Below are 18,827 nucleotides of genomic sequence, written 5' to 3'. Positions count from 1 at the left end.
CGACAGATCCTTTAATGACCGTCCCGTGAGGCGGGGAAGGAGTAAGCGTGGCCGAAGTGCACGCAGATCGCGCATCGCGCGGCAAAGAAGTATTGGGAGTTGGCGACGTCGCACGCTCCCTGACACGCATCGCCTATGAGATCGTCGAACGAAACGGCGGCAGCGATAATCTGGTGATCGCCGGTATCCCCACTCGTGGCGCAACGTTGGCACGGCGCCTCGTCAATCGGATTCGGGAAGTCTCCGGCACCTACGCGGAACTCGCAATCATCGACACCACGATGTACCGCGACGACCTGGCCTCTCAGCCCCTGAGAGCTCCGAAAGAGACTCTGGTGCCTCGCACTGGCATCAACGGTAAGACCGTCGTCCTTGTCGACGATGTGCTGTACACCGGCCGCACCATCAAGGCTGCGCTCGATGCTCTTACTCGTATCGGTCGCCCTGGGGCCGTTCAGCTCGCAGTCCTCGTCGACCGTGGCCACCGCGAGCTTCCGATTCGCCCGGACTACGTCGGCAAGAACCTGCCGACCTCCCGCGACGAAATCGTCACCATCCTGCTCGACGAAACAGACGGGCGCGATGGCGTCCTTCTCGGGAAAGGCCTGTAAACGATGAGCCTGAGCCATCTCATTTCTATCCGTGATTTGACGCGCGAGGAGGCGATTCTGATCCTCGACACGGCGGAACAGATGGCCGCCACTCAGCGCCACGGCGTCAAGAAGCTTCCGACGCTTCAGGGAAAAACCGTCGTCAACCTCTTTTTCGAGGATTCGACGCGCACCCGCATCTCCTTTGAGACCGCCGCCAAGCGCTTGAGCGCCGACGTCATCAACTTCCAGTCCCGCGGCTCCTCGGTTTCCAAGGGCGAGTCCCTCAAGGACACCGCGCTCACGCTGGAGGCCATGAGCGCGGATGCGGTCATCGTGCGCCACTCCTCGTCGGGCGCTGCACACCGTCTCGCGCACGCCGGCTGGATGAATCTGCCGGTCCTCAACGCGGGTGACGGCACCCACCAGCATCCGACGCAGGCTCTCCTTGACGCGATGACCCTGCGCCGCCACTACGCACCGTCGCTCGGCGAGAATGGGACGACCGCCCCCGGCTCCGGCCTCGACGGCGCACACGTCGTCATTGTCGGGGACGTCCTTCACTCGCGCGTGGCGCGCTCCAACGTTGATCTCCTGACGCTCCTGGGCGCCCGCGTCACCCTCGTGGCACCCCCAACGCTCCTGCCGATCGGCGTGGAGACCTGGAGCTGCGCCACCTCCTACAACTTCGACGAGGCCCTCGCGACCCACCCCGACGCGGTCATGATGCTGCGCGTGCAGCGCGAGCGCATGTCGAGCGCGGGCGGTGGATTCTTCCCGTCGCCCGGCGCCTACCACGCGGAGTACGGCCTCACCCCGGCACGCTTCGCAACGCTCTCTCCCAACGCCGTCGTTATGCATCCCGGCCCGATGAACCGAGGCCTCGAAATCTGCGCTGAGGCAGCCGACTCAGACCAATCTGTCATCGTTGAACAGGTGTCGAACGGTGTGTGCATCCGCATGGCCGCCCTCTACCTGCTTCTCGCATCGGAAGGACACAGCAATGACTGAACAGACCCGTGACATCCTGATCACCGGAGCCTCGCTACTCGGCGGGGAACCCACCGACATTGCGCTGTCCGCTGGCACCATCGTCGCGATCGGTGCCGACGCCCGTAACGCCGTGCGCGACCCGCGCATCATCGACGCCGAAGGCCTCATCGCCCTGCCCGGCCTCGTCGACATCCACACCCACCTGCGTCAGCCCGGCGGCGAGGACGCCGAGACCGTTTTCACCGGTACGCGAGCGGCCGCGGTCGGCGGCTACACGGCCGTCCACGCGATGGCCAACACGACGCCCACGCAAGACACGGCCGCCATCGTCGACCAGGTGCTGCGCCTGGGCGAGGAGGCCGACTGGGTCGAGGTGCGTCCCGTCGGTGCCGTCACCAAGGGCCTGGAAGGCAAGCAGCTCGCATCGCTCGGTTCGATGGCCCGTTCGCGCTCGAAGGTCCGCGTCTTCTCTGACGACGGCAAGTGCGTGTCCGATCCCGTTCTCATGCGCCGCGCCCTCGAGTATGTCAAGGGCTTCGGAGGCGTAATCGCCCAGCACAGCCAGGATCCGGCCCTCACCGAGGGTGCTCAGATGAACGAGTCGACGCTGTCCGGCGAGCTCGGCCTGTCCGGCTGGCCCGCCGTCGCCGAAGAGGCGATCATCGCCCGCGACATCCTGCTCGCCAAGCACGTCGGCTCGCGCCTGCACGTGTGTCACCTGTCGACAGCGGGTTCGGTTGACCTCGTGCGCTGGGGTAAGGCACAGGGCGTGGATATCACGGCCGAGGCTACGCCTCACCACCTGCTCCTCACCGAGCAGCTGGCCGCCACCTACGACCCGATCTACAAGGTGAACCCGCCGCTGCGCCGGGCCGAGGACGTCGAGGCCGTGCGCGAAGGCCTGGCCGACGGCACGATCGATTGCATCGGCACAGACCACGCTCCGCATCCGCTCGAGATGAAGGACTGCGAGTGGCAGGCCGGCGCGTTCGGCATGACCGGCCTGGAGACAGCGCTGCCGATCATTATCGAGACGATGGTGAACACGGGCCGCATGGACTGGGCAGACGTCGCCCGCGTGATGTCGACTGTTCCTGCCCAGATTGGCCGCGTGACATCACAGGGCCAGGGCCTGGTCGTTGGTGGCCCCGCACACGTCACCCTCGTTGACGCCACCGTCCGCGTCACGGTCGATCCCGCCAAGCAATGGACACGCTCCGCGAACTGTCCCTTCCGCGGCATGGAACTGCCCGGACAGGTGCGTTACACGATCTACAACGGCGTCCCGACGGTCGTCGACGCCACCCCGATTGCCAAGGAGGACCGATGACCACATCCGATATCGCTCTGCTCGTCCTGGAGGACGGCACCGTTTTCAAGGGCCGCGCATGGGGCGCGAAGGGCCGCACGCTCGGCGAGATCGTGTTCTCGACCGGCATGACCGGCTACCAGGAGACGCTCACCGACCCGTCGTACCACCGCCAGATCGTCGTCATGACGGCCCCGCACATTGGCAACACCGGCGTCAACGATGAGGATCCCGAATCCTCGCGCATCTGGGTCGCGGGCTTCGTCGTGCGCGACGCCGCCCGCCGCGCCTCCAACTGGCGCTCGCGCCGCGAGCTGGAGGACGAACTGATCTCTCAGGGCATCGTCGGCATCGCGGACGTCGACACGCGTGCGATCACCCGCCACATCCGCGAGCGGGGAGCGATGCGCGCTGGCATCTTCTCGGGTGACGCGCTGCCTGTGGGCGCGCAGTACCTGGGGGACGAGGCCGTGGCCTCCCTCGTGCGCATCGTTGCCGAGTCGCCCGCGATGAGCGGAGCAGCGCTCGCCGCCGAGGTGTCGACGGACGAGACCTACGTGGTGGAGCCCCTCGGCGACTTCGAGGGCAAGGAACCCATCGCGCGCGTCGTCGCCGTCGACCTGGGTATCAAGTCGCGCACGCCCTACCACCTCGCCGCGCGTGGAGCGCGCGTCTACGTGGTGCCCTCCACCGCGTCCTTCGCGGACATCGAGGCACTCAAGCCGGACGGCGTCTTCTTCTCCAACGGACCCGGCGACCCGTCGACTGCCGACCGCGAGATCGGAGTGCTGCGCGCCGTCCTCGACGCGGGTATCCCGTACTTTGGTATTTGCTTCGGTCATCAGCTCTTCGGCCGTGCGCTTGGCTACGGCACCTACAAGCTGGACTACGGTCACCGCGGTATCAACCAGCCGGTGAAGGAGGTGGCCACGGGCCGCGTGGAGATCACCGCTCACAACCACGGCTTCGCGGTGGACGCTCCGGTAGGGGAGCCCTCGGTCGCTCCCTTCGAGTCGGGCCGCTACGGGCGCGTCGAGGTCTCCCACGTCGGCCTCAACGACGGCGTCGTCGAGGGCCTGCGTGCCCTGGACATTCCTGCCTTCTCCGTTCAGTACCACCCCGAGGCAGCTGCGGGCCCGCACGACGGCGAGCTGCTCTTCGATCGCTTTATTTCCCTGATGACTGCCGCTAAGGAGACCCACTGATGCCCCGCAGGAACGATCTGTCGTCAGTCCTCGTCATCGGATCGGGCCCGATCGTCATCGGCCAGGCGTGCGAGTTCGACTACTCGGGCACGCAGGCATGCCGCGTGCTGAAGGAGGAGGGCCTGCGCGTCATCCTCGTTAACTCCAACCCGGCCACCATCATGACCGATCCGGGCATCGCCGACGCCACCTACGTCGAGCCGATCACCCCGGAGGTCGTGGCCTCGATCATCGAGAAGGAGCGTCCCGACGCGCTACTGCCCACGCTGGGCGGTCAGACGGCCCTGAACACGGCCGTCGCGCTGTCTGAAATGGGCGTTCTTGAGCGTTTTAACGTCGAGCTGATCGGCGCATCGATCGACGCGATTCGCGCCGGTGAGGACCGCGAGGAGTTCAAGGAGATCGTCGAGCGCTCCGGCGCGGAGGTCGCGCGTTCCTTCATCGCCCACACGATGGAGGAGTGCCACGCGGCCGCCGCCGAGCTCGGCTACCCCCTCGTCGTTCGCCCCTCCTTCACGATGGGCGGGCTCGGCTCCGGTTTTGCTTACACCCCCGACGACCTCGAGCGCATCGCCGGCCAGGGCCTGGCCGCCTCGATCACGACCGAGGTTCTCCTCGAGGAGTCGATCCTCGGCTGGAAGGAATACGAGCTTGAGCTCATGCGCGACAAGGCGGACAACGTTGTCGTCGTGTGTTCGATCGAGAACGTTGACCCGGTCGGCGTGCACACGGGTGACTCGATCACGGTCGCTCCGGCGCTGACCCTCACCGACCGCGAGATGCAGCGTCTTCGCGACATCGGCATTGCCGTCATCCGCGCTGTGGGTGTGGACACGGGCGGATGTAACATCCAGTTCGCGATTCACCCCGAGACTGGCCGCATCATCGTCATCGAGATGAACCCGCGCGTGTCGCGTTCGTCCGCGCTGGCCTCGAAGGCGACGGGCTTCCCGATTGCGAAGATCGCCGCGCGGCTTGCCACCGGCTACACGCTCGACGAGATTCCGAACGACATCACGGGCTCGACCCCGGCCTCGTTCGAGCCGACACTCGACTACGTGGTCGTCAAGGTCCCGCGCTTCACCTTCGAGAAGTTCCCGGCCGCCGACCCGACCCTCACCACCTCGATGAAGGCCGTGGGCGAGGCCATGGCGATCGGTCGTTCCTACACGGAGGCCTTGCAGAAGGCTCTGCGTTCGATCGATAAGGGCGGCGTGCAGTTCCACTGGGACGGGGACGCGCCCACGCCCGAGGAGACCCGCGCGCTCGTCGAGGCCGCTGCAGTCGGAACCGAGGGCCGTCTCGTCCAGGTCCAGCAGGCTATTCGTGGCGGTGCGACCCTCGAGGAACTCTTCGAGTCGACGAAGATCGACCCGTGGTTCCTCGACCAGTTGTTCCTCCTCGACGAGGTCGCGACCCGCATTCGCGAGGCTGAGGCTCTCACGGGCGACGTCCTCGCCGAGGCGAAGCGTCACGGCTTCTCCGACCGTCAGATCGCAGCGATGCGCGGCCTGTCCGAGGATACGGTGCGCGAGGTGCGCGGCGCGTTTGGCATCCACCCCGTGTTCAAGACGGTCGACACCTGCGCCGCCGAGTTCGCGGCCCGCACGCCCTACCACTACTCGACCTACGACCAGGAGAATGAGGTCCGTCCGCGCGGGCGCGAAGCCGTCATCATCCTGGGTGCTGGTCCCAACCGCATCGGTCAGGGAATCGAGTTCGACTATTCGTGCGTGCACGCGGCCATGTCGCTGCGCGAGCACTACGAGACCGTCATGGTCAACTGCAACCCCGAAACGGTGTCAACCGACTACGACATCTCCGACCGCCTCTACTTCGAGCCCCTCACGCTCGAGGACGTCTTGGAGATTTACCGCGCCGAGTGTGCAGCCGGCCCCGTCAAGGGCATGATCGTCCAGCTCGGCGGCCAGACTCCGCTGTCCCTGGCAGCCGACCTCGAGCGCGCCGGGGTGCCGATCCTCGGCACAAGCCCGCGCGCCATCGACCTGGCCGAGGACCGCGAGGAGTTCGGCAAGGTTCTTGAAGCGGCGCAGTGCCCGGCTCCCGCGCACGACACCGCGAACACGCCCGAGCAGGTTATCGCCGTGGCTGAGCAGGTCGGCTACCCGGTCCTCGTTCGCCCCTCCTTCGTGCTGGGTGGACGCGGCATGGCGATCATCAACGACGAGCCAGCGCTCCGCGAATACCTCGCGAGCCATGACTCTGAGCTGCTGTTCTCGCGCGGCCCGCTCCTCATCGACCGCTTCCTGGACGCGGCCATCGAGATCGATGTCGACGCCCTGTACGACGGTGAAGAGCTCTTCATGGGCGCGATCATGGAGCACATCGAGGAGGCTGGCATCCACTCGGGTGACTCCTCCTGCGTGCTGCCTCCGATGACGCTGTCCGCGCGCGAACTCGAGCGCATCACGGCATCTACCGAGGCGATCGCGCGAGGCGTCGGCGTGCGCGGCCTGATCAACATCCAGTTCGCTCTGCTCTCCGATACGCTTTACGTCATCGAAGCAAACCCGCGTGCCTCGCGTACCGTTCCCTTCGCGTCGAAGGCGACGGGCGTGCAGCTCGCGAAGGCCGCCGCTCTCATTCAGGTGGGTGCGACGATCGCCTCGCTGCGCGAGGAGGGCCTGCTGCCCACCCACGACGCCCGCGAGATCCACGACGGCGGCTCGATCGCGGTGAAGGCAGCCGTCCTGCCCTTCAAGCGCTTCCGCACGGCAGGCGGCGAAATCGTCGACACTGTCCTCGGTCCCGAGATGCGCTCAACGGGCGAAGTCATGGGCATCGACCGAGACTTCCCGACTGCGTTCGCCAAGTCCCAACTCGGCGCGTCGACCGATATGCCGACGTCGGGCACCGTCTTCATTTCCATTGCGGATACCGACAAGCGAGCAATCGTTCTGCCGGCCGCCCGTATGCACGAGATGGGCTTTAACATCCTCGCAACCTCCGGAACAGCATCGGTTCTGCGCCGCAATGGCATCGAGGCCCAGGCCGTTCGTAAGTCGTCCGAGGGCCGCGGCGACGGTGGCGAGCCGACGGTCGTCGACCTCATCAACGACGGCTCGATCGACATGGTCGTTAACACGCCTCAGCGCAGCGCCCCGCGTAATGACGGCTACCAGATTCGCGCCGCCGCTGCCTCGCAGGACCGCCCCGCGGTGACCACGCTGCAGGCATTCAACGCGATGGTCCAGGCCATCGAAGTGCGTATGCGCGGGGCCTACTCCGTGCGTTCCCTGCAGGAGTGGGATTCCATTCGATCGGAGGAGACACGATGACGACTGCCGCAATCACACCTGGTGCCGCCGCCGGCTTCGGCGACCGTCTCTACGCAGCCATGCGCGCGTATGGGCCCGTGTGCGTGGGCATCGATCCTCACGCGGGCCTGCTGCGGGAATGGGGACTTGACGACGACGCGAGCGGTGTGCGCGAGTTCTCTCTTCGCGTCATCGAGGCGCTCGGCGGTCGCGTCGCTGCCTTCAAGCCTCAAGCTGCTTTCTTCGAGCGTCACGGCTCTCGCGGCGTCGCCGTTCTTGAGGAGGTCATCGCCGCCTGTCGCGAGGTCGGCACGCTGTGCATTGTGGATGCGAAGCGCGGTGACATCGGCTCGACGATGGACGGCTATGCACAGGCGTTCCTGTCGGATTCTTCTCCGCTCGCCGGCGACGCGGTCACGCTCTCGCCCTATCTCGGCGTCGGATCGCTGACCCCCGCCCTTGAGTTGGCGCGACAGACCCGCAGGGGAGTGTTCGTCTTGGCGCTCACGTCCAACCCTGAGGGAGCCTCTGTACAGCACGCCCGCGGCGAGGACGGAACAAGCGTTGCGGGCCGCGTCGTGTCCCAACTGGCGGACTTTAACGGCCAGTGTGACCAACAACACCTCGGCCCTGTGGGCATCGTTGTCGGGGCCACGGTCGGCGATGCGGTGAAGCGTTTGGGCATCGATCTCCCGTCGCTGAATGGCGCTTTTTTGGCTCCAGGACTGGGCGCACAGGGTGCTGGCCCGGCGCAGGTCAGAGAGGTTTTCGCCGGAGCCGAAGATGCTGTCCTTGCCTCGTCTTCCCGCGCAATCTTGCGCGCTGGCCCGAGTATTGCCGGCCTTCGAGATGCCTACCGTGCAACGGTCGATTCACTGCAATAATCTGCTCTGTTACTAAAGAAGCAGCGTTTTGGTCTGGCACTAGTGGTCTGGAAGGTGACATAGTTTATTTACCGAAGATCCCAACCGAGGAGATGATCAGAATGGCACTACCTGATCTCACGCCAGAACAGAGGGCGCAGGCTCTCGAGAAGGCAACACAGGCACGGAGGCGTCGCGCCGAAGTGAAGAACGCGCTCAAGGCGCGCTCGATGAACTTGTCGGAGGTTTTGGAACTCGCTGATTCAGACGAAGCAGTCGCGAAGATGAAGGTCGTTTCGCTACTGGAGTCGCTGCCGCGCGTTGGCACGAACACGGCTGCCGTACTAATGGACGAGTACAAGATCGCCCAGAGCAGGCGCGTGCGTGGCCTCGGCCCCGTCCAGCGAAAGGCCCTCGTCGAGCGTTTCGGATGACGCGGTCAAGCGTGGCACACTTGAGTCATGACTAAGGCTCAACTGACTGTCCTCGCTGGCCCTACAGCCGTTGGTAAGGGAACTGTTGTCGCTGCGCTCACGAAGCGCTACCCGACGCTCAACGTGTCAGTCTCGGCAACAACTCGCGATCCTCGGCCCGGTGAACTGAACGGCGTCCACTACTACTTTGTTTCCGCCCAAGAGTTCGATGCAATGATCGAACGCGGAGACATGTTGGAGTGGGCGCTTGTTCATGGAAACAACAAGTACGGGACGCCTCGCGGACCCGTCGATGAAGCCCTCGCTGCTGGCAAGCCCGTGCTTCTTGAGATCGACCTGGCCGGCGCACGCCAGGTCCGCACCAACAGGCCCGACGCACAGTTCATTTTCTTAGCTCCACCTTCGTGGGAGGAGCTCGAGCGTCGCCTCATTGGCCGGGGCACGGAAGGCCCTGAGGAACAGGCTCGCCGTCTGGCTACCGCCCGCGTTGAGCTCGAGGCTGCCTCGGAGTTTGACCATGTTGTGATCAACGACGACGTGGAGCGCGCCGTGGATGAGCTGGCTCGGCTCATTGGCCTGGAGTAGTATCTATCTGAATCCGCCACTGAGAGGAATACACGCATGTCCGGAATTGTTGCCCAGCCCGTGGGCATCACGTCCCCGCCCATTGACGATCTGCTGGAGCACGTCGATTCCAAGTACGCGCTGGTTATCTTCGCCGCGAAGCGTGCGCGTCAGATTAACTCCTACAATCTGCAGCTTCAGCAGAACATGATCCAGTTCGTGGGTCCGGTCGTCGACGTGCAGCCGGATGAGAAGCCACTTGCGGTTTCCCTGCGTGAGATCAACGAAGGCCTCCTGTCTCTCGAAGCTAACCCCGAGGCCTGACATGGCAACGATCGTCGTCGGAGTGACCGGCGGCGTCGCAGCCTTTAAAGCACCCATCGTGGTCCGCGAGTGTCAACGCGCGGGCCACGACGTGTATGTCGCTGCGACGCGCGCGTCTTTGGATTTCGTTGGCCGTTCCACCTGGGAGGGCATCACGTCCCGCCCGGTCGCCGTGGATATCGCGGGGGAAGGGCGCGCCGAGCATGTGGAACTCGCTCGCGTCGCGGATCTCATCATCGTCGTGCCGGCGACCGCGAATTCTTTGGCGCGCCTCGCCGCTGGCTTCGCCGACGACATGGTGTCGTTGACTGTTCTCGCATCGGATGCTCCCGTTGTCGTTGCCCCGGCAATGCATTCCAACATGTGGCTGGCGCCCGCTACGCAGGCGAACGTTCAGGCGCTTCGTGATCGCGGCTTCCACGTCATCGACCCTGCTTCTGGCGCGCTTGGTTCCGGCGACAGGGGTGTCGGCCGCCTTCCCGAGCCTGAGGAGATCGCCCGGGTGGCTCTCGGGGTCCTTGCTGCTCGCGATCAGGCATCGAACGCTCTTGCTGGTCGCACGGTTGTTGTCACCGCCGGCGGTACACGCGAGCCCGTCGATCCGGTACGTTTTCTTGGCAATAAGTCCTCCGGCCGTCAGGGACTCGCGATCGCGTCGGCAGGGGCGCGAGCCGGCGCATCCGTACGCGTGATCGCCGCCAACATCGAGTCGGCTTTGCTCGCAACGTTGCCAACGGCCGTGCAGGTTACGCGAGTGGGGAGCGCCCTGCAGATGCGCGAGGCAACGATCGCTCAGGTGGCCGATGCCGACGCTCTCGTGATGACGGCAGCTGTCGCGGACTTCCGGCCCGAGGCTGCCTCAGAGTCGAAGATCAAAAAGGACCTGTCCAACGAGGAAGCTCCGACGATTCGCCTGGTTCGTAACCCCGATATCCTCGCCGAGATCGGGCACAGCGATCAGCGCCCGCCTCTCGTCGTCGGATTCGCCGCAGAGACCGGCACCGATAAGGAGATTCTTGCCTATGGCGCTGACAAGGCTGCCCGAAAAGGCGCGGATTTTATTTGCCTGAATCGGGTGGGGGAGAGCGTCGGATTTGGTGACGTTCCCAATGACATTCGACTCCTCGACGCACGCGGGAACATCGCGGGCCGTTACGTCGGCTCAAAGGATGAGGTGGCCGCTGGTCTTGTCGGCCATATGGCTTCATTCCTTGATAATCTAAAGCGGTGAGTCAACAGCTTTTTTCTTCTGAGTCCGTTACCGAAGGTCACCCCGACAAGGTCTGTGACCGTGTTTCCGATGCGATCCTCGACGCGCTGCTCGCCGCCGATCCCCGCTCGCGCGTGGCCGTCGAGACGATGGCGGCCACCGGTCTCATCCACATCGCCGGTGAGGTGACGACCGAGGCGTACGTTGAGATCCCGGAGATCGTGCGTCGCGAGATCCTGTCGATCGGCTACGACTCGTCACGTGTTGGCTTCGACGGTGCCTCCTGCGGCGTGTCCGTGTCGCTCGACGGTCAGAGCCCCGACATTGCCGGCGGCGTTGATGAAGCCCTTGAGGTGCGCGGCACCCAGGGCGGTGACCCGCGCGACCGTCTCGGCGCGGGCGACCAGGGCATCATGTTCGGCTACGCTTCTTCGGACACCCCGGACCTCATGCCCGCCCCCATTTGGCTGGCGCACCGCCTCGCGAAGCGCCTGACTGACGTTCGCAAGCAGGGCATCGTTGAAGGGCTGCGTCCCGACGGCAAGACTCAGGTGACTCTCGCGTACGCGGACGGTCGCCCGGTGGGTATCGACACGGTCGTCGTGTCCACCCAGCACGACGAGGCGCTGTCGCAGTCCACGATCACCGACGCGGTGCGCGACTATGTCATTAACCCCGTCATCGAAGAGTCCGGTCTGGCGCTGGCTAGCGGCTCCATGACAACTCTCATCAACCCGTCGGGTCGCTTCGTTTTGGGCGGTCCCGCCGCGGACGCCGGCCTAACCGGCCGCAAGATCATCGTCGACACCTACGGTGGCATGGCGCGTCACGGCGGTGGCGCCTTCTCCGGCAAGGACCCGTCAAAGGTCGATCGTTCCGCTACCTACGCCGCCCGTTGGGTGGCTAAGAACGTCGTTGCCGCCGGCATCGCTCAGCGTTGCGAAATTCAGCTTGCCTACGCGATTGGACGTGCTCGCCCGATCGGCCTGTATGTCGATACCTTCGGGACTACTTCGGTGCCCGAGGATCGCATCGCGGACGCCATCCGCGAGGTCTTCGACCTGCGTCCCCTCGGCATGATCGAAGACCTCGATCTGCTGCGTCCGATCTACCGCGAAACCGCTGCGTACGGCCACTTCGGTCGCGACCAGTTCCCGTGGGAGGCGACCAACCGCGTCGAACAGCTGAAGGCTGCGCTCGCATGAGCGAGGCAATGGAAGCCGAGGACTACCTGCCCTCGTACGAAACCGAGGATGCTCGCCGCGCGTGGCGCCGGCGCACGAGCCTGGAGATGATTATTTCCGGCTTCATCGGCCTCGTCACGTCATTCGTCCTCTCGATCGAGGCGTGGCAGCTCGCCGCTAACTCGTCGGCACGCTTCGGCTGCGATATTTCATCCGTCTTGTCATGTTCGGCGGTTGCGCAGACGTGGCAGGCACGGATCCTCGGCTTTCCCAATGCGTTCCTCGGCATCTTTTTCGAGGCCGTGGTTCTCGCTATTTCCGTCGCCATTTTTGCTGGCGTGAAGTTCCCGCGCTGGTACATGCTGGGCACGAACCTGCTGTACACGATCGCGCTGTTCTTTGCATTCTGGCTGTTCGGGCAGTCATATTTCATCATCCAGGTACTGTGCCCGTGGTGTCTGCTGATCACCCTGACGACAACGCTCGTCTTCGGAGGAATCACTCGCATCAATATTCGCGATGGCGTCATTCCAGCGCCCGAGGGACTGCGTCGTATTGTCGCCCAGGGTCTCGACTGGGCCCTGTGGGGTCTGATCGTCTTTGGCGTGCTCGCCATGGTGGTCGCGAAGTACGGGCTGAAGCTTCTCGGCTGAGAGCGGGACGCAGATGTGTGCTGGCCGTGATTCACTAGGATCATGACTTCCCAACAGGGCATGCTTGACGGTTTCGATCCGCCGCGGTCTTGCGCCGCGGAGATCGCTCGCGTGCTCGTTGACGTCGATCTGCCACACATGGATCGGCCGCTCGACTACGTCGTTCCGGACAGGTTCATTGATGAGGCCGAGGTCGGCCGCGCAGTTCGCGTACGTTTTTCCGGGACGCGCGTGGACGGCTGGATCGTTGAGCGTACACGTCGCGATGTGCTTGACGAAGCCGCGCAGATCGAATCGGTATCGTCTGCACTCCCGGTGCTGACGCCCGCACTGTACGAGGCTGCACGTCGCATAGCGACGCGTTTTCTCGCAACGACCTCGCAGGTCCTGTCGCTCGCTATCCCACCGCGACATGCGCGCGGCGAAAAGACTGTCGTACAGGCACACGACTCGATGTGGCCATCCGTTGAAGCTCCGACTGTTTCTGAAGGCTGGGCATCGTATCGTGCTGGCGACGCGTTACTTCACCGCCTTGCAGCCGGAGAGTCTCCGCGTGCAGTCGTGACCGCGCTGCGTCCCCGGATGCGCGCGTGTCTGTCGGATGCCGTCGCTGCCACTGTTTCGTCAGGGCGCAGCGCCATCATCGTTGCTGCCACCGGTGAGGACGCCGCGCGGTACGCACGTGCACTTGAGGAGGACCTCGGGGTGCCCGTTGCTGTCACAGGCGGTGAGGTGGCGCCCGAGGAGCGTTACCGTATCCACGCAGCCGCGACACTCGGGCGTCTTCCGATTGTGGTCGGCACACGCTCGGCAGCGTGGGTTCCGTGTGCGAAGCTGGGCCTCATCGTCATCTGCGACGACGGCGACGATCGACTGCGAGAGCGCAGGTTCCCTCGCTGCGACGTTCTTGATATCGCCGTGCAGCGGTGCGCGGTGGAGGACGCGGGACTCCTTGTTGCTTCCTTCGCACGCTCGGTGAAGGCACAGGCTCTAGTCCGTTCTGGCTGGGCGGCCAGTCTCGATCCGGTGCCCGGCGCGCTGCGCGACGCGACTCCACGCGTGCATCTGCACGGCGCGACGGAAGCAGAACGTGAGGGCGCCAGCGGCCGCATGCGCATTCCCCCGGCAGCGTTGCGCATGATTCGCCAGGGCCTGCGCGAAGGCCCCGTTCTCATCCAGGTCGCAGTGTCCGGCTATTGGCCCACGGTCGTGTGCCGCCGTTGCGGCGAGCGTGCGCGCTGCCGCCATTGCTCGGGTCCCCTCGCAGTCAATAGCGGGGGAGACGTCACCTGTTCGTGGTGCGCCCGCACCTCGCAGTCATGGCGGTGCCCACATTGCTCCGGCACAGAGCTACGCGCAGCTCGCGTGGGATCGACGCGCACCGCCGAAGAGATCGCACGCAACCTCCCGGATACGTCGGTCCTCGAGTCTTCGGCTGCCCACAGAATCAACCGCCAACTGCCCACACGCCCTACGGTCGTCGTTGCTACGCCGGGAGCTGAGCCACACGTGGACGGTGGCTACGCCGCCGCCATCATCCTCGACGCGCACGCTCTGGCTGGGCGAGCCGAACTGTGGGCCCCGGAGGAGGCTGCCCGGCGGTGGCTCAACGCGCTGTCTCTTGTCCGCCCAGGCCACCCCGGCCTCGTTGTCGGGATGATTCCCGATGCGTTGGGGCAGGCACTCGTGCGCTGGGCTCCCACCGACTACGCCGATCGGCTTCTCGACGAGCGTGAGGCTCTCGGCTTTTTCCCTGCTACGACAATGGTTGCCCTCGATGGGCCGGCGGCTCAGGTCCGTCAGGTTGCCGAACAGGTCATTCGCGATGGAGGAGCTGATCTGGTCGGCACCGTCGTGCGCCCGGCGACGCGCGAGGGGGAGGAAAACGAAGTGCGCACGCTGGTGCGAAGCCCATTGGCCGGGGCGACGTCGATGCTCGCGGTTCTTACCGAGATTCGACGCTCACGCAGTGCCCGTAAGCTTCCACTCGTCAAAATGAGCGTGAACCCACCCGAGCTCTTCTGAGTCAGGGCCTGCGTAGTGCCGTAAACTGGCGGCCGTGCGCATTATTTTTGCTGGTACCCCCGAGGCCGCAGTTCCCACGCTGCGGGCCCTGCTGTCGTCGTCCCACGAGGTCGCCCTCGTCATCACGCGCCCACCGGCTCGGCGCGGCCGCAGAAAGACGATGTACCCGTCACCGGTGGCAGAGGTTGCCACCGAATTCGGCGTGGAACTGTTGGAGACAACGACACTGAAGACCCCCGACATCGCTCAGCGCATCGAGGACGTGCAGGCGGACCTCGGTGTCGTTGTCGCTTACGGCGGCCTCGTGCCCCCGAACGTGCTAGCAATGCCCGTACACGGGTGGGTAAACCTGCATTTCTCGGATCTGCCAAGGTGGCGCGGAGCTGCTCCTGTCCAGTGGGCGATTCGCGAAGGGGATGCGACGACCGCGTCCTGCGTGTTCAACCTCGAGGAGGGCCTGGATACGGGCAACGTCTATTCCCGCGTCGAGGTTCCGATCGGGCATGAGAGCGCTGGCGAGCTGCTCTCGTCCATGGCCGAGGCCGGGGCGGGCCAGGTGCTCGGCGTCGTCGACGCGCTCGCCGCTGGTAGCTCAACCGCTACTCCGCAGCCCTCCGAGGGTGTCACGCACGCTCGCCGCCTCGAGCACGTCGACGGCTACGTGTCGTTCACGCACGATGCCGGGTACGAGGATCGCGTCATTCGTTCTGTCACGCCCAATCCCGGCGCCTACACGGTGTTGCCGGGCGGGGCACGCATGAAGCTCGACAAGGCTACGCCCGTGGACCGTGACGATCTCGCTCCCGGGCAGCTCGAAGTGACGAAGAAGCAGGTCACCGTCGGGTGTACGAGTGGAGCTCTCGTGCTCGGAAAAGTGGCGCCGGCCGGTAAGTCCTGGATGGACGCTGCTGCCTGGGCGAGGGGAGCGCGGCCTTCCGAAGACCTGCGCCTTGGTGGAGAGCTGGAGGGAGAGCGATGAGCGAGAGGCGTTACGCGGACGGCTACCGCAAGCTGCGCAAGGCCGATGAGCCCCGTCGTATTGCCTACGACGTTCTCCACGAGGTCGAGACCCAGGGCGCGTTCGCGAACATCATTTTGCCGAAAGCTCTGCGTCAGGCACGGCGCGACGGTCACTTCTCCGATCGGGACGCCGCCTTCACCTCCGAGCTCGTCCACGGCACGCTGCGTGCGATCGGCCGACTCGACTGGGTGATCTCCCGTCATATCGACCGTCCCCTGGCTGATCTCGATCCGCGCGCGCTCGTCGTTCTGCGTATGGGTACCCACCAGCTCCTCGACATGCGAGTGCCTGATCATGCTGCTGTGTCGGCGACTGTGGACGTCGCACGAGAGCACCTGACGGATGGCCCCGTGCGTTTCGTTAATGCCGTGTTGCGCTCGATCACTCGCGAGGATCCGTCCGAGCGCGAGGCAGCTATGGATGCCATCGCCGACGAGGATCAAGCCCTCGGCGTGCGCTACTCGCACCCGGCGTGGATGGTCACTGCGTTCCACGACGCTCTGAAGGCCCACGGCTACCCCGAGGAAGAGCTTCTCGACGTTCTCGAAGCCGATAACGAGGTTCCCACGGTCACTCTGGTGGCCCGCCCATCGTTGATGAGCGTCGACGAACTCGCCGACGAGGCCGAGGATATTCTCGACACGCGCGTCGCCCTGGGTGCTGTCTCCCCGTATGCCGTGCTCCTCGAATCCGGCGATCCCGCGCGCCTGCCCTCGATTCGCGACGGCCGCGCTGGCGCGCAGGATGAGGGCTCGCAGCTCGCTGCCCTCATCGCCGCATCCGCACCGCTTGAGGGCGACAACGACGAGCGCTGGCTCGACCTGTGTGCGGGTCCCGGTGGCAAGGCTGCTCTTCTGGCCGGCCTCGCCGCTGGCGTGGGAGCACGCGTGACCGCTAACGAGGTGCACCCGCACCGCGCCCGCCTCGTGGAGCGCACGACACGCCAGTTCGACTCCATTGAGGTCGTGAGCGGCGACGGTCGTACCTTCGGTGGTGGCCAGAGCGCATGGCCCCTCGGCTCGTTTGACCGTGTCGTCGTCGATGCCCCCTGCTCGGGCATGGGGTCGATGCGCCGCCGCCCCGAGTCCCGTTGGAACCGCACGCCCGCGGACGTGGAGGAGCTGACTGTTCTCCAGCGCGAACTACTCGATCGAGCAGTCGCGCTGACACGCCCCGGAGGCGTTCTCACATACATCACGTGTTCGCCGCACGCGGCCGAGACACGTGAACAGGTCGAGCGTCTGCTCAAGGCTGGCGAGGTCGAACTGCTTGACACCGTGGCGCTCGCAAACGAATGCGCACCCCAAGCGCTGGACGTGCCGGCATCTGCGGGCGTCATCAAGGGGTTTAGCGGTCGGACGCTCCAGCTCTGGGATCACCGTTTCGGCACGGATCTTATGTTTGTAGCCTGCCTGCGCAGGCGCTAGCATATGCGTTATGAACGCCACAATTAGCCCGTCGATTCTCAACTGCGACATCGCTAACCTGCGCGGTGAGCTCACCAAGATCGCAGGAGCGGATATCGCTCACGTCGACGTCATGGACAACCATTTCGTCCCCAACCTCTCGTGGGGTCTGCCCGTCGCGGAGGCTGTCGTCAAGTCCGGCATTCTGCCGGTCGACGCGCACCTCATGATCGAAGACCCGGATCGTTGGGCTCCGCAGTATGCGGAGGTCGGTTGTGAGTCCGTCACCTTCCACGCAGAGGCCGCTGCAGCGCCGCTGCGCCTGGCGCGCGAGCTGCACCGCATCGGTGCACGCACCGGCCTGGCTCTGAAGCCGGCGACTGACATCGCACCGTTCGTCGACATCCTCAACGAGTTCGACATGATCCTCATCATGACGGTTGAGCCCGGCTTCGGCGGCCAGTCCTTCATCGAGCAGATGATCCCGAAGATCGAGCGCACGCGCACCGCGATCAACGCCGCAGGGCTGCAGGTGTCGATCCAGGTCGATGGCGGCATCTCGCGTGCGACCATCGAGCGCGCGGCCGCGGCCGGCGCCGACAACTTCGTCGCGGGTTCCGCGGTCTTCCGCGCTGACGACGCTCATCGTGAGGTGGAGGCGCTGCGCGAACTCGCCAACGCACACTCACACTGATCGCACAGGCTTTCGGACGGCCGGAACGAAATCCCGTTCCGGCCGCCCGTTTTCTTTCATAGCGGATACGCCTCGCATGGTGCGCCCGTCGGTGGCACAATGGCACACGAGTACTCCGGGGTCGGTGAAAGTCCGAACCGGCGGTGATAGTCCGCGACCCGCCCTCACAGAACGAGGGCGGTTGAGCCGGTGAAATTCCGGCACCGACGGTTAAAGTCCGGATGGGAGGAGTGCATGAGGCGCATCCGTGCGTCTGCTGTGCTGCGCGTACCCCCGGTGTCGGAAAGTAAGTCGTGGCAACTCGGAACAAGCCTCGCGGTGCTCTTACCGTCGCGGCACCGGTCATTTTCCTCGCCGTGCTGTTGGCGGGGTGGTGGCTGTCGACCACGCTGACCGGCATCGAGGCCTGGCGCCTACCTAACCCCATGTCCGTCATCTCCAAGGGATCGGTGATCCTGGCGCTTCCGTCAACCTGGCACAAGGTCCAGGTGACGGGTGCCGAGGCCGTCGCTGGGTGTCTGCTCGGCTCGGTCGTCGCGTTGCCGTCCGCGTATGTGATCTACCGGTCGCGTATTTTGGCTGCTGCGGTAGAGCCCTTTCTCGGGGCAACCCAAGCATTACCAGCAATCGCTATTGCACCAATTCTTGTGCTGTGGGTCGGCTACGGATTCATGTCCATCGTCGTCCTGTGCGCCCTGATGGTGTTCTTTCCGATTCTTGTCTCGACGGTCGTCGGCTTGCGCCATATTGACCGCGAGCTTCTCGAAGCTGCTGCATTGGACGGGGCGACGGGATGGACGATGGCACTCTACATGGAGCTCCCGCTGGCCGCTCCCGCGATTTTGGGCGGCCTGCGTAACGGGTTCGCCCTGTCGGTGACGGGCGCAGTCGTGGGGGAGATGGTGATGGGTGGCTCCGGGCTCGGGCAGGTACTCACTCAGATGAGAAACAACGTGGACACCGCCGGAATGTTCGTCATCATTATCATTTTGTGCACGATGGCGACTCTTCTCTACACGATCGTGTACAGGATCGAGCGGTCGAAGCGTTATGAGATCACGCAGTGAAGGAGAA

The 18,827-nt window shown here is 64.9% G+C and carries 17 protein-coding genes and 1 riboswitch; all 17 genes read left to right on the top strand.

The window, feature by feature from the left end; all coding sequences use genetic code 11:
• Window positions 1-47: 47 nt before the first annotated feature.
• The gene (gene pyrR / locus FOC40_RS06220; protein ID WP_003796729.1) at window positions 48-611 is read left to right on the top strand and encodes a bifunctional pyr operon transcriptional regulator/uracil phosphoribosyltransferase PyrR; all 564 of its coding nucleotides are present in this window, start codon (window positions 48-50) and stop codon (window positions 609-611) included.
• Window positions 612-614: 3 nt separating this feature from the next.
• Window positions 615-1,601 carry an aspartate carbamoyltransferase catalytic subunit gene (locus FOC40_RS06215; protein WP_003796728.1) on the top strand — a complete coding sequence of 329 codons (987 nt, stop codon included), beginning with the start codon at window positions 615-617 and terminating at the stop codon, window positions 1,599-1,601.
• Window positions 1,594-2,913, top strand: a complete 1,320-nt coding sequence (locus tag FOC40_RS06210) for a dihydroorotase (RefSeq protein WP_003796726.1) — start codon at window positions 1,594-1,596, stop codon at window positions 2,911-2,913. Before FOC40_RS06215 ends, FOC40_RS06210 begins: the two co-directional genes overlap by 8 nt.
• Entirely contained in the window at window positions 2,910-4,097 is a 1,188-nt protein-coding gene (gene carA, locus FOC40_RS06205; RefSeq protein WP_003792394.1) for a glutamine-hydrolyzing carbamoyl-phosphate synthase small subunit, read from the top strand. Before FOC40_RS06210 ends, carA begins: the two co-directional genes overlap by 4 nt.
• On the top strand, window positions 4,097-7,396 hold the full coding sequence (gene carB / locus FOC40_RS06200) for a carbamoyl-phosphate synthase large subunit (protein WP_003796723.1): 3,300 nt from the start codon (window positions 4,097-4,099) through the stop codon (window positions 7,394-7,396). The genes carA and carB overlap by 1 nt, the downstream gene beginning before the upstream one ends.
• Window positions 7,393-8,259, top strand: a complete 867-nt coding sequence (gene pyrF / locus FOC40_RS06195) for an orotidine-5'-phosphate decarboxylase (RefSeq protein ID WP_003796721.1) — start codon at window positions 7,393-7,395, stop codon at window positions 8,257-8,259. The genes carB and pyrF overlap by 4 nt, the downstream gene beginning before the upstream one ends.
• Window positions 8,260-8,360: 101 nt before the next feature.
• Complete coding sequence (mihF, locus tag FOC40_RS06190; RefSeq protein ID WP_007589281.1) at window positions 8,361-8,672, top strand: integration host factor, actinobacterial type; 312 nt, start codon at window positions 8,361-8,363, stop codon at window positions 8,670-8,672.
• A 27-nt stretch (window positions 8,673-8,699) separates the two neighbouring features.
• Window positions 8,700-9,257 carry a guanylate kinase gene (gene gmk / locus FOC40_RS06185; protein ID WP_003796718.1) on the top strand — a complete coding sequence of 186 codons (558 nt, stop codon included), beginning with the start codon at window positions 8,700-8,702 and terminating at the stop codon, window positions 9,255-9,257.
• A 36-nt stretch (window positions 9,258-9,293) separates the two neighbouring features.
• Entirely contained in the window at window positions 9,294-9,560 is a 267-nt protein-coding gene (gene rpoZ, locus FOC40_RS06180; RefSeq protein ID WP_003792400.1) for a DNA-directed RNA polymerase subunit omega, read from the top strand.
• 1 nt (window position 9,561) lies between these two features.
• The gene (gene coaBC, locus FOC40_RS06175; protein ID WP_003796716.1) at window positions 9,562-10,791 is read left to right on the top strand and encodes a bifunctional phosphopantothenoylcysteine decarboxylase/phosphopantothenate--cysteine ligase CoaBC; all 1,230 of its coding nucleotides are present in this window, start codon (window positions 9,562-9,564) and stop codon (window positions 10,789-10,791) included.
• A complete protein-coding gene (gene metK / locus FOC40_RS06170) occupies window positions 10,788-11,975 on the top strand; it encodes a methionine adenosyltransferase (RefSeq protein ID WP_003796714.1) in 1,188 nt (395 codons plus the stop codon). The genes coaBC and metK overlap by 4 nt, the downstream gene beginning before the upstream one ends.
• Window positions 11,972-12,607, top strand: coding sequence for a vitamin K epoxide reductase family protein (locus FOC40_RS06165; protein WP_003796712.1), 636 nt, complete (start codon window positions 11,972-11,974; stop codon window positions 12,605-12,607). The genes metK and FOC40_RS06165 overlap by 4 nt, the downstream gene beginning before the upstream one ends.
• A gap of 42 nt (window positions 12,608-12,649) precedes the next feature.
• Window positions 12,650-14,632: a hypothetical protein gene (locus tag FOC40_RS06160; RefSeq protein WP_003796711.1), complete on the top strand. Its 1,983-nt coding sequence runs from the start codon at window positions 12,650-12,652 to the stop codon at window positions 14,630-14,632.
• A 34-nt stretch (window positions 14,633-14,666) separates the two neighbouring features.
• Window positions 14,667-15,611, top strand: coding sequence for a methionyl-tRNA formyltransferase (locus tag FOC40_RS06155; protein ID WP_039929789.1), 945 nt, complete (start codon window positions 14,667-14,669; stop codon window positions 15,609-15,611).
• A complete protein-coding gene (locus FOC40_RS06150; protein WP_003796707.1) occupies window positions 15,608-17,080 on the top strand; it encodes a transcription antitermination factor NusB in 1,473 nt (490 codons plus the stop codon). Before FOC40_RS06155 ends, FOC40_RS06150 begins: the two co-directional genes overlap by 4 nt.
• 10 nt (window positions 17,081-17,090) lie before the next feature.
• Window positions 17,091-17,753, top strand: a complete 663-nt coding sequence (gene rpe / locus FOC40_RS06145; RefSeq protein WP_003796706.1) for a ribulose-phosphate 3-epimerase — start codon at window positions 17,091-17,093, stop codon at window positions 17,751-17,753.
• A 107-nt stretch (window positions 17,754-17,860) separates the two neighbouring features.
• A riboswitch (FMN riboswitch) is annotated at window positions 17,861-17,990 on the top strand.
• Between the two features lie 56 nt (window positions 17,991-18,046).
• Complete coding sequence (locus FOC40_RS06140; RefSeq protein WP_003796703.1) at window positions 18,047-18,820, top strand: ABC transporter permease; 774 nt, start codon at window positions 18,047-18,049, stop codon at window positions 18,818-18,820.
• Window positions 18,821-18,827 lie beyond the last annotated feature (7 nt).

The organism is Schaalia odontolytica (genome assembly GCF_009730335.1).
Taxonomy (GTDB): Bacteria; Actinomycetota; Actinomycetes; order Actinomycetales; family Actinomycetaceae; genus Pauljensenia; species Pauljensenia dentiphila.
The sequence above is the reverse complement of the archived record's forward strand: the minus strand, read 5'-3'. Positions and strand labels throughout refer to the sequence as shown.

Bases quoted from the DNA above. Each gene is read 5' to 3' on its own strand.
- pyrF (WP_003796721.1), top strand. From the start codon at position 7,393: ATGACGACTGCCGCAATCACACCTGGTGCCGCCGCCGGCTTCGGCGAC.
- FOC40_RS06165 (WP_003796712.1), top strand. From the start codon at position 11,972: ATGAGCGAGGCAATGGAAGCCGAGGACTACCTGCCCTCGTACGAAACC.
- coaBC (WP_003796716.1), top strand. From the start codon at position 9,562: ATGGCAACGATCGTCGTCGGAGTGACCGGCGGCGTCGCAGCCTTTAAA.
- carA (WP_003792394.1), top strand. From the start codon at position 2,910: ATGACCACATCCGATATCGCTCTGCTCGTCCTGGAGGACGGCACCGTT.
- mihF (WP_007589281.1), top strand. From the start codon at position 8,361: ATGGCACTACCTGATCTCACGCCAGAACAGAGGGCGCAGGCTCTCGAG.
- rpe (WP_003796706.1), top strand. From the start codon at position 17,091: ATGAACGCCACAATTAGCCCGTCGATTCTCAACTGCGACATCGCTAAC.
- FOC40_RS06160 (WP_003796711.1), top strand. From the start codon at position 12,650: ATGACTTCCCAACAGGGCATGCTTGACGGTTTCGATCCGCCGCGGTCT.
- carB (WP_003796723.1), top strand. From the start codon at position 4,097: ATGCCCCGCAGGAACGATCTGTCGTCAGTCCTCGTCATCGGATCGGGC.
- FOC40_RS06150 (WP_003796707.1), top strand. From the start codon at position 15,608: ATGAGCGAGAGGCGTTACGCGGACGGCTACCGCAAGCTGCGCAAGGCC.
- FOC40_RS06215 (WP_003796728.1), top strand. From the start codon at position 615: ATGAGCCTGAGCCATCTCATTTCTATCCGTGATTTGACGCGCGAGGAG.
- rpoZ (WP_003792400.1), top strand. From the start codon at position 9,294: ATGTCCGGAATTGTTGCCCAGCCCGTGGGCATCACGTCCCCGCCCATT.
- FOC40_RS06210 (WP_003796726.1), top strand. From the start codon at position 1,594: ATGACTGAACAGACCCGTGACATCCTGATCACCGGAGCCTCGCTACTC.
- gmk (WP_003796718.1), top strand. From the start codon at position 8,700: ATGACTAAGGCTCAACTGACTGTCCTCGCTGGCCCTACAGCCGTTGGT.